A 12,923-nucleotide genomic window follows, 5' to 3' on the forward strand; every position below is an offset into this window, starting at 1 on the left:
CACCCGCTCTGGCCCCCCGTGCCCGCCGCGGTCGGCATTCCGGTGCTCGGCGTCGGCGGTTCCTCGCACCCAACAAAGGAGAAACCTCGCCATGACGCACGCACCACGTGCGCGTAGGAAGCGAACACGCGGACTCCTGTCCGCGGTGGCGCTTCTGCTCATCGCCGGACCGGCGACGACCCTCAGCCCCACCCTCGCAGGAGCGCAGACCGTCCCGACCAGCGGTAACACGCCGCTGATCAGTCTGAGCGACGGGCAGAACGTCGAGGGCACGGTCCCCGTCGTCGTCGAGCCGGTCACCGAGAACGACTCGGTCACCGCCCTCGCCGTCGACGGTGACCGGGTCGCCGCCGACAAGACCGCAGGCACCGCCCACTTCGCCTTCGAGATGGGCGGCAACGGCACCGAGGCCCGCTATCGCAACTACATCACCGTGAACGGCCACACCGCAGAGGCCGACCGGGTGTACCTCCCGAATATCCCGGGCGGGCAGGTCGGCACCCTCGACTTCCCCGGCGACTGGTTGCAGCCCGGCACGAACACCGTCACCGTCCAGGCCGGAGCGAACTGGGTCGACACGACCACCAAGACCGCCGTCGGGTACGAGGAGTTGCCCAACGGTGAGGGTGGCCGCTGCCCCAACTACGACGACTACGCGTTGAGCAGCATCAGCCTCAGCCTGCTCGGTGTGGTCGCCGACGGCGAGCAGAACCTGTTCAGCTACAGCTTCGGCGACGGCACCTGCGGCACCTCGGCGAAGCTGCTCAACCAGGCCCTGACCTTCGTCATCTCCGGCGAGCCGGGCGGCACGTCCGGCCTGCGTACCGACCTGGACACCACGAAGCTGGCCAACGGCACGCACACCGTCAGCGCGACGACCCTGTCGGGCGCGAAGACGTCAGTGACCGTCGACGTCAACAACTCGCCGGCCGGCGCGGCGGTCGTCACCCCCGGTGACGGCGCTCGCATCCGGGGCACGCGTCCGGTCATCGCCGCGCTGCCCACCGGCGGCAAGGACCACGTCGAGTCGCTGGCCATCGACGACAAGCCCGCCGAGAACGCGGAGGCGCTGGCCACCGGCACCGCCACCCTCGGTCTCCGGGTCGAGGCGGGCAACTCGATCGAGGCCCGCTACCAGAGCTACGCGCTTGTCAACGGCCATCGCGTCGACCTCGGCGGCGACTACGGCGCGACCGGCGCGGAGGACGTCAGGCTGGCGTTCCCCAACCGCTTCCTGCACCTCGGTGACAACGTCGTCGAGGTCCGCACCGGCGACTACAACGGCACCCTGAACGGCGCGACCTGCGCCAACCACGACGACTTCACCCTCAACCGGGCCGCGACGAGCCTCACCCTGAGCACTGCGGGCACGGTGACGGCCGGCACCACGTACGTCGTCACCACAAGCGGCACGACCGTGACGAAGGCGGAGACGACAGCCGCCACGCTGGCGCTGGGCGACGGCACCTGTGCGGCCAACAGGGACGCCGAACTCCACTTCACCGTCGACGGCGCGCCGACGACCCGTACGGTCGACACCCTCGGCAGCGGCGGCGACGCGCACCTGAAGGCGTTCGTCGGCGGCAACGGCAGTGACAACGGGTACGACAACAAGGTGCTGATCAACGGCATCCCGCTGGAGATCGGCATGTGGGAGAAGGAGACCGCCGACCTGGCGTTCCCGAACGAGTGGCTGGTGCCGGGCGTCAACGCCGTGGAGTTCGTCGCGGGCAACGACCACGGCAGCGCCAAGCCGGGCGGCTGCGACAACTTCGACGACTTCACGCTGCGGGACTTCGAGCTCCTGCCGACCGACGCGAAGGCGACCCCGCTGACCCGCTCGACCGCGCAGACCACTGTCACCATCGGCTCGGCGACCTACCCCGCCGGTTCCCAGGTGACCACGTATCTCGGTGACGGCACCTGTGGCAGCAGCTACAACTCGGTGCTGACCAAGGTGGTCCTGTTCGACGTCACCGCGCCCGACGGCGCGGCGCTGCCGGCGCTGGGCAAGCGTGCCGACGTGGACACGACGACGATCGCGGACGGCGCCCACACCATCAAGGCGGTCGTCGGGGACAAGACCTCGACGCGGCGCTTCACCACCGACAACACCGCCCCGGAGATCGAGAGCAGCGTGCCGGCGGCCGGGCAGCGGCTGACGTCGACAGTCGCGCTCAACGTCAAGATCAAGGACGCCTCCGGCGTGGTCGGTACGCCGGTCATCACCCTCGACGGCGCGGCCGTCAAGCAGGGCGACCAGATCGGCCACGGGCTGCCGGCCGGTGCGCACGTCATCGCCCTGACGGCGACCGACGCGCTCGGCAACACCGCCACCCGCGAGGTGCGCTTCAGCAGCGCCAGCATCCCGGACGTTCCGACCGAGCTGAACTCGACGGTCAAGAGCACCGACCCGCTGTCGGCCGAGCTCTCCGCCCGGATCCCCGGCGCCGAGGGCGTCGGGCTGACCGCCACCTTCACCAAGGCGGACGTGGTCCTGCCGACGGGCGGCTACCAGGGCGAGGCGGCCGACGTGCCTACCACGCTCGACGTCCAGCACGACAAGAGCGTGAACGTCGCCTCGCTGCGTCCGCTCGACGGCGCGACGATCGACACCCCGTCCAGCCGTGGGGTGATCTTCCAGCGGTACGACCTGCCGCTCGGAGCGACGAAGCAGGAGCCGACACTGCGCTGGTCGGGCACCATCGACCCGGCGCGGATCGTGGCGCTGCGGGCGTGGGACCCGGCCACCAGGAAGTGGGTCGTGCTCACCAGTTCGCGGGGTCAGGCCGGGCAGGACACCGTCCTGACCGCGCAGATCGAGGCCGGCTACCGCGACGGCGGCGTCGTGCACGTGCTTGTCACAGGCGAGGACCCGTTCGCCGACGACCTGTCGCCGCGCGACGCGACGGCGCAGGACGACAAGGACCACTTCGAGGATCCCGCGTCGTACGACTTCTCGTTGGCGCACTTCACCGACACCCAGTACGTCACCGAGGGTGCGGCCGGCGGCACGTACGACGACTTCGACGGCAACGCCGAGCCCTCGGACGTCGAGACGGCCGAGGAGCAGGCGATCTGGTCCGCCGCGTACCGCGACCAGATGCAGTGGATCGCCGACAACGCCGCCAGCCGCAAGATCGCGTACGCCGCGCACACCGGCGACGTCATCGAGAACGACTACTACGACCCGCTGGCCAAGAACCCGGACGGCTCGCTGAAGCGGCCCGGTCTGCACGAGCAGGTCGAGAAGGAGCTGGCCACCGCCTCGGGCTTCCAGAAGATCCTCGACGACAACGGCGTCGTCAACCAGGTCATCGCGGGCAACCACGACGACCAGTTGGGCGCCGAGACGGGCCCGACGTCGCGGTTCAGCCGGACCTTCAGCGCCGACAGGTACTACGGCACCGCCAAGGGCTGGCCGAAGGGCACGGAGTACCACGCGTGGGACGAGGTGACAAACGCCGACGGGTCCGTGACGCCGGGCAGGGACAACCAGAACAACTACCTGCTCTTCTCCGCCGGCGGCCTGGACTTCGTGGCGGTCGGTCTGTCGTACGGCGTCACGCCGGCCGAGGCGAGGTGGGCTGACTCGATCTTCAAGCGGTACAAGGACCGCAACGGGATCCTGCTCTCCCACGACTACCTGAAGCCGTCGCCCAACCCGGACGGTCGCGGGGCGGACTTCTCCGCACCCGACGGCTCACCGCTGTTCAAGCAGGTCGTCGAGACCAACCCGAACGTCTTCCTGGTCCTCGCCGGTCACGAACACGGCGTCGGCACCAACCTGAAGTCGAAGATCGGCGTCACGGTCAGCCACGACGTCGTCGAGCTGCTCGCGGACTACCAGTTCTACACGGTCACCGCCGCCGAGCTGTGGCCGACGCGGATCGCCCCCGACGGCACCATCGACGTCAACGGCGACGGTACCCCGGATCACAAGGCCACCGACCGGCTCCAGTTCGGCGCGAGCTTCCTGCGCCTGCTCCAGTTCGACGTGGACCGGGCCGAGATGCACATCGACACGTACTCGCCGTTCCTGAAGAACTTCGGCGCGACCGAGTACGACGTCCGCCAGGACGGCAGCCAGCCGAAGCCGCGCTACAACGGCTCGGAGGACAACCTGACCCTGCCGGTGGACCTCAGCACCCGCAAGACGTCGTTCACCACCGACTCGCTCGCCGCGTACGTGCCGTCCGGCACGATCGGCACCGACGAGGTGACCTCGAACGGCGTCGCCACGGCGACCTGGGACAAGCTGCTGCCGGGCACCTCGTACGGCTGGATCGTCTCCGCGCGGAGCGCCGACGGTGGCGAGGCGGTGGCCCAACCGGCCGTGTTCACGATCGCCAAGCAGGTCCCGACGATGACCGTCACCGCCGCCCCGACCACCTGGGGCACCGCGGCGACGGTGACCGTGAAGGTCGCCGCCGGCAGCACGCCGGTCACCGGCGCGGTGGAGCTGCGCGAGGGTACGACAGTTCGCGGTTCGACCACCCTTACCAACGGGACCGGGACGTTCACCCTCCCGGTGGGCCTCGCGGGCGGCCAGCACACGCTCACCGCGTCGTACGCGGGTGACGACCACCTCACGCCGGTGGAGGCCACCGCCGTCCTGACGGTGCGTCTGCCGGCGGAGTGGAGTTCGTCGACCGTCTACAACGACGGGGACCGGGTCACCTACCAGGGTCGGGTCTTCCGGGCCTCGTGGTACACGAAGAACCAGAAGCCGGGCGCCGACGCCAACGGCGCATGGCAGGAAATCGCCATGACCGAGGACGGTACGGCGATCTGGACCGCGTCGCGGATCTTCAACTCCGGTGACATCGCCATGTACGACGGCAGGAAGTGGCGGGCCCAGTGGTACACCCGCAACCAGAAGCCGGGTGACCGCAACGGCTCCTGGGAGGAGATCGCCCCGACCCCACCGGACAACAGCCCGGCGGCCTGGACGCTCACCAGGGTCTACAACGCCGGTGACCGGGTGTCCTTCAAGGGCCACGTGTACGAGGCGAAGTGGTGGACGCGCGGCCAGGAGCCCGGTGACAAGTTCGGCCCCTGGAAGCTGATCAAGTAGTCAGGTTCGCGTGACGTCGGCCCGGGACCGCTGCGGTCCCGGGCCGGTGTGCGTTCTTCACCCGTCCGGTGGAGCCCATCCGTTCCACCCGCTCTCACGTTTTTCCTGCTCCTAGGCTGCGCCGAAGGCAGATGCGGACGGCGGAGGGCGATGGTGGTGTCGAGGCGTACACGTCGGATGGTGGTGTCGGCCGTGGCCGGCGGCCTGTTCGTCCTGGGCGTGGTCGCGCCGGGTCCGGCGGCGGCGCCGCTGCCCCGCGCGGCCCAGGCCGACGGTCCCACCGTCCCGGAACCGCGCGAGCCGCGTCCCCCGCTGCTGCCGGCGGACTTCCAGGGCACCGGCCGGTACATCGTGCGGGACCTCGGTATCGACGTGCCCTTCACCTGGCAGGGCCGGGGCGGCAACAGCCAGATGACCGCCGGCGGCCCGGAGTACCCGATCTGGTTCACGAACCTGATCTACGAGAACACCCTCTACACGCTCACCTACCGGTGGCCGAACATCCCGCTGTTCCCGCCGCGCCCGTGCAGCAAGGTCCCGGGGTTCTTCAACAGGCAGATCTTCAACGACAAGCTGAAGACCGCTCGCTATGTCGGGCCGGAGATTTTGCAGGGCGACCAGGACCGGCACGTCGACCACTGGCGGGTCGGGGTCGTCGGCGGCTCCACAGTGCCGGGGGAGTTCTTCCGGTTCCCGCTCGCGCTCGGCGACATCTACGTCGACCAGCGGGACCCGACCCGGTGGTGGCAGGTGTTGCAGTTCGGCCTGCAGAACCTCTTCGACCCGGAACTCGACGAATGGTTCACGATGGACACCTTCGACCTCCGCCCCGGCGAGGTCCAACTCCCCGACCGCTGCCCACCCCCGACGCCCTGACGCCCTGGCGCGCGCCGCGTGCCTTGCGCTTTGATCGACTCGGCTTCGGTGAAACCGGGGCATCAGCCTGCGTCGGATGCCGCGACTTCCAGGAAGCCGAGTCGATCAAAGCGCCGTTAGAGGGCGAACAGCAGGGCGGCGTCGAGGAGGACGACGACGGCGGTGGCGAAGTGGATGCCGAAGGCCACGGCCTTCGTTCCGCCGTTGCGGAGCACGATGACTGTGTCGCCAAGCGGGACGAGCGCGACGATCAGCATGAACCAGGCGACCGAGTCGGCGGTGGTGAAGGCGATCAGGGCGAGGCCGAGCAGCCCGAAGGTGAGGTCCTTCAGCCCCTTGACCGTCAGGTAGGCGGGGTCGCCGTCCGGCCGGGCCGGCACGCCGTACCCGGCGGCTGCGGCCTGCGGCACCAGCAGGAACCGCGCGCCGATGAAGGCGACGAAGAGGCTGAGGACGACGGCGAGCCCGTAGGCCAGGGGTGACAACATGGTTCGCTCCAATTGCTAGCGCTGCTAGATGTAGGAGCGACGCTAGCAGAGCAACGGCAGCAATGCTAGCGGTGCTAGGGTTGCGGTCATGTCGACTCAGACGCGCCGGGAGCGCGAGCGGGCGGAACGGGAACGGGCCATCATCGCCGCGGCCCGCGACCTGGCCCTGGCGGAGGGCTGGGACGCGGTGACCACTCGCCGGCTCGCCGCCGAGATCGAATACAGCCAGCCCGTCCTCTACAGCCACTTCAAGGGCAAGGACGCCATCATGGCGGCGGTCGCCGTCGAGGGCTTCGCCGAGCTGGCCACCGCCCTGGCCACGGCCCGGACCTCAGCGGCCGACCCCGGGCGGGCGGTCGCCGACGTCGCTGCGGCGTACACCACCTTCGCCGACCAGCGGCCCGCGCTCTACGACGCGATGTTCACCCTCGCCGTGGACCTGCCGTTCGCCAGCCAGGGCGTCCCGACCGACCTGGCCCGGGGCTTCGCCGAGCTGGCCGAGGCGGTGCGCCCGGCGGCCGGTGACGACGACCTGGAGGCGGTCACCGAGACGTTCTGGAGCGGCCTGCACGGGCTGGTCACGCTGATGCGCAGCGGCCGGCTCCGCCGCGCCGACCACGACCGCCGGCTCGCGGTGCTGGTGGACCGCTTCTCCCGCTGAAGGCCGCCGGTCGGGGCCCACGCATTGATCGACTCGGTTTCCCGGAAACCGGGGTGTCAACCTGCCCCGGACACCGCGACTTCCGGAAAACCGAGTCGATCAAGGAGACGACAACTCAGTCGAAGGTCGGGAGGGACGGGCCGAGGACGTCGTCGGCGTCCACGATCGTGTACGCGTACCCCTGCTCGGCCAGGAAGCGCTGCCGGTGCGCCGCGTACTCCGTGTCGATGGTGTCGCGGGAGACCACCGTGTAGAAGTGCGCCTGCCGGCCGTCGGCCTTCGGGCGGAGCACCCGACCCAGCCGCTGCGCCTCCTCCTGGCGTGACCCGAACGTGCCGGACACCTGGATCGCCACCGCCGCCTCGGGCAGGTCGATGGAGAAGTTGCCGACCTTGGAGATCACCAGCGTGCGGATCTCCCCGGTGCGGAACGCGTCGAAGAGCCGCTCCCGCTCCTTGTTCGTGGTGGAGCCCTGCACGATCGGCGCGTCGAGATATTCGCCGATCTGGTGCAACTGGTCGATGTACGCGCCGATCACCAGCACCTGGTCGTCCGGGTGCCGGTCGACGAGCGCCTTCACCACCGGCAGCTTCGTGCGGGCGGTCGCCGCCATCCGGTAGCGCTCCTCGGCCTCCGCCGTCGCGTACGACATCCGTTCCGCGTCGGTAAGGGTCACCCGGACCTCGACACACTCGGCCGGGGCGATCCAGCCCTGCGACTCGATGTCCTTCCACGGCGCGTCGTACCGCTTCGGCCCGATCAGGCTGAACACGTCACCCTCGCGGCCGTCCTCGCGTACCAGAGTGGCAGTGAGGCCCAGCCGGCGGCGGGCCTGGAGGTCCGCGGTGAACCGGAAGATCGGCGCGGGCAGCAGGTGCACCTCGTCGTAGACGACCAGGCCCCAGTCGCGGGCGCCGAACAGGTCCAGGTGGGTGAACGCGCCGCCGCGCCGCGAGGTGAGCACCTGGTACGTGGCGATGGTGACCGGGCGGATCTCCTTGCGCTCGCCGGAGTACTCGCCGATCTCCTCCTCGGTCAGCGACGTGCGGGCGATCAGCTCCCGCTTCCACTGCCGGCCGGCGACCGTGTTGGTGACGAGGATCAGCGTGGTCGCCTTCGCCTCGGCCATCGCCGCCGCGCCGACGAGCGTCTTGCCGGCGCCGCAGGGCAGCACCACCACGCCCGACCCGCCGGCCCAGAACGCCTCGACGGCCTCCCGCTGGTACGACCGCAGCGTCCACGGCTTACGCCCGTCCTTGCCGGCCTCGGCCAGCTCGATCGGGTGCGCCTCGCCGTCGACGTAGCCGGCCAGGTCCTCCGCCGGCCAACCCAGCTTGAGCAGGGCCTGCTTGAGTCGACCCCGCTCGGACGGGTGCACCCGGATCGTGTCGTCGTCGATCTTGTCGCCGAGCATCCCGGCGAGCTTCTTGCTCTTGGCCACCTCGATCAACACCAGCCGGTCCAGCGCCCGCAGCACCAGCCCGTACGCCGGGTCGTTGGCGAGCTGGAGCCGGCCGTAGCGGTCCATCGTGTCGGCCACGTCCACAAGCAGCGCGTGCGGCACCGGGTACCGCGAGTACTTGATCAGCGAGTCGACCACGCCCTCGGCGTCGTGCCCCGCCGCCCGGGCGTTCCACAGCCCGAGCGGGGTCAGCCGGTACGTGTGCACGTGCTCCGGAGAGCGCTCCAGCTCGGCGAAGGGAGCGATCGCCATCCGGCAGGCCTGCGCGTCGGGGTGGTCGATCTCCAGCAGCAGGGTCTTGTCCGACTGCACGATCAGGGGTCCACCACTCACGCCAGCGTCCTCTCCTCGGTTGGCCGTCCGGCCGGAACGGGTCGCATACCCGCTGCTGGCCGACCATCCAGTGTTGCACGGCGGAGAACGTCGAAAGAAAGATGAGCACCGGGTGCAACCAGGACGGCACTTACGAACGTCTAGCAAAGGGACGACTGTCCAGGGGAGGTGCCATGAGGCGTGTCCGCAACACTTCCCTGCTGGTTGCCCTGGCGGTGGTCGTGCTGGTCGGTGCCGGCGCGTGCACGCTCGATCCGCAGTCCGGCGGGAGTGGTGGCGGGGGAGCCGCCCCGGTCGGTGCGGCGGAACAGGCATCGGGGGCGAGCGGCACGTCCGGGCCGGACCAGCGCGGCCGGCCCACGTCGGCCGCGCCCACCCCCAAACCCACAGGGAAACCCACGCGGAAACCCACGCCGAAGCCGACCCGCGCGGCGTCCGGCCCGACCCCGACCCCTGGCACCGGTACGCCGACCGTCGCCGGCTGCCCCCAGGGCCAGCACCAGCGCGCGGTGGAGACCTACCTCGCGCGGTTGGGCGGGTTCGGGCCCGTCACTGTCGACGGGCGGCAGTCCGCCGGCGACTGCGCCGCCATCAAGAAGTTCCAGAAGAGGTACGGCATTCGCCCCGTCGAGGGACGCGCCGGGCCGACCACCCTGGACGTGGCCCAGCGCCTCGCGACCACCGACACGACCCGCTGCAAGGCCGGCACCGGCACCACCTTCTGCGTGGACCTGACCCGGCAGACCGTGTGGGCCCTCCGGGGCGGCAAGGTGGTTCTGGGGCCGACGGTGACGCGCACCGGCATGTCCGGCTACCGCACCCCGTCCGGCACCTACACGGTCAACTACCGCAACCCGAAGGAGTGGTCCAACCCGTACGAGGTGTGGCTGCCGTACTGGCAGCACTTCACCCAGGGCATGGGGTTCCACGAGACCACTACCTACCTGCACGACAAGTCGATCGGCTCGCACGGCTGCGTCAACCTGCTGCACGCCGACGCCGTCCGGATGTGGGAGTTGGGCAAGGTCGGCACCCGGGTGGTGCTGATCGGCCGCCGCCCCGGCACCTGAACATCCCACCCGACTCGGGGTTTATCCCCTGTCACACGCGTCGCCGTAGTGACACTCTTGGGAGTCCAGGGCCGCACCGGGCGGGGAGGCTGGGCATGACTGTCGACCGTGACGTGATCGCAGAGCATGACCAGGCGCCATCCGACGAGGTGTCCCGCGCGACAGTGGTCGCGTACGCCCTCGCGGCCGCGCTCCTCGTCGCATGGTTCCTCTTCGGCTGGCTGGTGCTGCGGCAGGGCTTCGTCGACTCGGTCGGTGAGTCCGCCGGCGCCGGCTTCGCCCTGTTGCTGATCGTGTCGGTGGTCGGCACCTTCCGGCGCAGCCGCCGCTGACCGAGCACGCGGCAGCCGCCGCTGACCGAGCACGGCCGGCGGCGGCGTTGCCCCGTGCTCAGTCCGCCAGGACCGCCGCCGTGATCCGGTGCAGTGCGAAGGTGTGCAGCATCTCGGTCCGCTCGTCCTCGGCCCGCAGGTAGCCGGCGCCGATCGAGACCGGCTTGACCAGCCGGGACGCGGTCGCCCCGTGCGCGTCGACATAACCGACCCAGACCAGCGCCTTGTCACGGACCGCCTGCTGAAGCACGGCGAGGGCCTCGCTGTGCGTGTGCGCCGGCACCGGGCCTCCGCCCAGCCCCGCCGCCCCGCCACGGACGACGGCCGGCGCCCGACGGGCCGCCCGCGCCGCCGCGTCGCCCCGCCGGATGTGCTCCACCACCCCGAGCAGTCGGGGCATCGGCAGCTTCGGGGCGGCCAGCGGATCGAGGGTCCTGGTGGTCACCGCGACCCGCGCCGGAGCACGCCGGATCCGGGGGCGGGACAGCATCGTGCCGCCCGTGCCGTCCTCCTGCACCGGCGCGTACCCGGCGTCCCGCAGCGCACCAAGCATCCGGCTGACCTGGTACGGGGTGCTCAGCACCGTCGGCGCCAGCCGGCGCAGCGTCAACGACTCCAGCCGTCGGTCGGCAAGTACCTCGGTGAGCAGCGCCTCGTCGTCGCTGCGCAGGTACGCCCCGGCCGACCCGACCCGCAGCCCACCGTGCTTACGGGCCACGTCGTCCACCAGATAGCTGAGCCCCTGCGGCACCGGGGTGCGGGACCGGCGCCGGAACAGCTCGTGCAGGTCGTCGGCCGTGTAACCGGCGTCCAGCGCCCGCCGCACGCTCGCCGTGGTGACCCGGTGCACACTGGCCCCGCCGGCCGACTCGGGTTCGGTGGTCGCCTCCAGCTCGGCGGCGAGCGCCGGCTCGGGCGGCCCCGGCACCACCACTGTCAGGTCGGCCTGCACCAGGAAGTGGTCGACCGGGGCGGGCAGCAGCGCGTCCAACGCCCGCGCGGCACTCGACGGGTCGCCACTCTCCGCGTCCGCGTGCAACCCCAGCGGGTCGCCGCCCGGCTCGTCGGCCGACGTCAGCTCACCCAGCAACAACCGCCCGTACGAGGTGAGCGCCCCCAGGCCGGTCACGCCGAGCTGCGCCGCCTCGGCCAGCACCTCCCGGTGGGCGGCCTCCCGACCCCGGCTGCGCCGTGGCGCCCGCCAGTCCAGCAGGGCCTGCACCTCCTCCGGGGCGGGCGCGGTCGCCGGCTCCAGGTCGGCGAGCACCCCGAGCACGGCCCGCCGGGTGGCCGGGGCGCTGGCCCGCTCGGCCTCGGCGGACAGCGCGGTGATCGGCCGATCCCGGTCGTCACGCCGACCGACCAGGCCGACCTGCCGGGTCATCGTCATCCAGGCGCGAGCCAGGTGCTCCCACCGCTGGGCCAGTGAGGCGGCCCGCCACACCTCGTACCCGCCGGTCGGCAGCACCTGCTGATCCGCGCCGTACCTGCCGGTTGTCGAACCGGGCATCTCCAGCTCGCCGGCGAGCCCCGCCGCGTACGCCACCTCCAGCAGCAGCGCGGTGGTCGGCTCGTCCAGGCCGGCGGTACGCGCCAGCCGACGCAGGTCCCGGACGCCGATGCCGCCCGAGCGCAGCACCGGCGCGGGTTCGGCGGCGAGCTGCTCCAACAGCCCCTCGGTGTGCCGGACCACCTCCATGGTCTGCCCGGCGCCGGCCGAGTCGACCGCCTTCGGCTCGCGGGGCGGGGTGGCCACCGGCGGTGGGCTGGTGCGCAACGGGCCGAGCGGGCCAGTGTCGCGGCGCAGCAGCAGGCCCACCTCGCGGGGCAGCTCGACAGTGCCGCCGGCCGTCGACGAGCCGGCCGGGACCGCGACCAGCAGCCGGTTGTCGACAAGCCAGCGCACCGGCGAGCCGGTCGGCGCGCCACCGTTCGTCGGGTCGGCGAGGACGGCGTCCTGCGCGCCGATCGGCGGCGCCTGCAACGCGCCCGGCGGCACACTGCCCACGGGTGGTCCGGCCGCCAGCCGGTCCAGGATCGCCCGGGCCGACGGGGGTGCGGCGAGCAGCGTGCGGCGCAGTTTCGCCGGGTCCGCGCAGAGCGCGGCCGTGCGCGGGTCCAGCTCCGCGGCGGGTCGGCCGAGCCCGGCGGGGTACGGGGAGACCTCGTCGACGGCGGGCACCACGTGCAGGGCGTGCTCGGGGCCGTACAGCAGAAAAAGCGCCCTCAGCCGGCTCACGGCGGCCCGGACGGCCGTCGGTGCCGGCGGGTGCGGCCCGGTGGTCGCCATGGCGAGCACGGCGTCGGTGGCCGTGGTGCCCTCGTCCGGGTGTCGGGTGAGCCGGGCTGCGTCGAGGATCTGGAGGGTGAACTGGTCCAGCCCGTCCAGGGCGCGGGCCACCGAGACCCGGGACTGGGCGCGGATGGCCAGGGCGGAGACGTCGGCGGGCACGGGCACGACGAGGTCCGGCCGGAGCTGGAGGAGCGCGGCCAGCGACTCGTCGGGCAGCGACCGCAGGTGGTCGGCGAGTGAGGTGGTCATCGTCTTTCCACGCTAGCCCGGGGTGGGGCTGTCGCGCCCCTCGGACGTCCGGCCGGTCCGGGGTCACCGGTACGTTTCTCGA

8 protein-coding genes are annotated in these 12,923 nt (G+C 71.5%); 5 read left to right on the top strand and 3 right to left on the bottom strand.

All coding sequences use genetic code 11. The annotated features are described in order from the left end of the window. The first annotated feature begins 145 nt into the window (after positions 1-145). Complete coding sequence (locus MILUP08_RS37055) at positions 146-5,077, top strand: carbohydrate-binding protein (RefSeq protein WP_051065655.1); 4,932 nt, start codon at positions 146-148, stop codon at positions 5,075-5,077. A gap of 156 nt (positions 5,078-5,233) precedes the next feature. Continuing rightward, entirely contained in the window at positions 5,234-5,953 is a 720-nt protein-coding gene (locus MILUP08_RS03545; protein ID WP_144056857.1) for a hypothetical protein, read from the top strand. Positions 5,954-6,069: 116 nt separating this feature from the next. Here MILUP08_RS03545 and MILUP08_RS03550 read toward each other — a convergent pair whose 3' ends face one another. Then, the gene (locus MILUP08_RS03550) at positions 6,070-6,441 is read right to left on the bottom strand and encodes a DUF4267 domain-containing protein (protein WP_007454805.1); all 372 of its coding nucleotides are present in this window, start codon (positions 6,439-6,441) and stop codon (positions 6,070-6,072) included. Positions 6,442-6,529: 88 nt separating this feature from the next. Here MILUP08_RS03550 and MILUP08_RS03555 point away from each other — a divergent pair, with 88 nt between their 5' ends. Further along, the gene (locus tag MILUP08_RS03555) at positions 6,530-7,102 is read left to right on the top strand and encodes a TetR/AcrR family transcriptional regulator (RefSeq protein ID WP_007454806.1); all 573 of its coding nucleotides are present in this window, start codon (positions 6,530-6,532) and stop codon (positions 7,100-7,102) included. Between the two features lie 115 nt (positions 7,103-7,217). On the opposite strand, the gene MILUP08_RS03560 is transcribed toward MILUP08_RS03555, so the two are convergent. After that, positions 7,218-8,897, bottom strand: a complete 1,680-nt coding sequence (locus MILUP08_RS03560; protein ID WP_007454807.1) for a DNA repair helicase XPB — start codon at positions 8,895-8,897, stop codon at positions 7,218-7,220. 173 nt (positions 8,898-9,070) lie between these two features. On the opposite strand from MILUP08_RS03560, the gene MILUP08_RS03565 reads away from it, so the two are divergent. Both MILUP08_RS03565 and MILUP08_RS03570 read left to right on the top strand, forming a co-directional pair. Beyond that, the gene (locus tag MILUP08_RS03565) at positions 9,071-9,967 is read left to right on the top strand and encodes a L,D-transpeptidase family protein (protein WP_007454808.1); all 897 of its coding nucleotides are present in this window, start codon (positions 9,071-9,073) and stop codon (positions 9,965-9,967) included. Between the two features lie 95 nt (positions 9,968-10,062). Next, positions 10,063-10,299, top strand: a complete 237-nt coding sequence (locus MILUP08_RS03570; RefSeq protein ID WP_007454809.1) for a hypothetical protein — start codon at positions 10,063-10,065, stop codon at positions 10,297-10,299. Positions 10,300-10,357: 58 nt separating this feature from the next. On the opposite strand, the gene MILUP08_RS03575 is transcribed toward MILUP08_RS03570, so the two are convergent. Then, the gene (locus MILUP08_RS03575; protein ID WP_007454810.1) at positions 10,358-12,841 is read right to left on the bottom strand and encodes a helicase-associated domain-containing protein; all 2,484 of its coding nucleotides are present in this window, start codon (positions 12,839-12,841) and stop codon (positions 10,358-10,360) included. Between the last annotated feature and the right edge of the window lie 82 nt (positions 12,842-12,923).

Origin of the sequence: Micromonospora lupini str. Lupac 08 (assembly GCF_000297395.2) — a bacterium.
Lineage (GTDB): Bacteria > Actinomycetota > Actinomycetes > Mycobacteriales > Micromonosporaceae > Micromonospora > Micromonospora lupini.

Coding starts and splice junctions, on each gene's coding strand:
- MILUP08_RS03565 (WP_007454808.1), top strand. CDS start 9,071: ATGAGGCGTGTCCGCAACACTTCCCTGCTGGTTGCCCTGGCGGTGGTC.
- MILUP08_RS03575 (WP_007454810.1), bottom strand. CDS start 12,841: ATGACCACCTCACTCGCCGACCACCTGCGGTCGCTGCCCGACGAGTCG.
- MILUP08_RS03550 (WP_007454805.1), bottom strand. CDS start 6,441: ATGTTGTCACCCCTGGCCTACGGGCTCGCCGTCGTCCTCAGCCTCTTC.
- MILUP08_RS03570 (WP_007454809.1), top strand. CDS start 10,063: ATGACTGTCGACCGTGACGTGATCGCAGAGCATGACCAGGCGCCATCC.
- MILUP08_RS03555 (WP_007454806.1), top strand. CDS start 6,530: ATGTCGACTCAGACGCGCCGGGAGCGCGAGCGGGCGGAACGGGAACGG.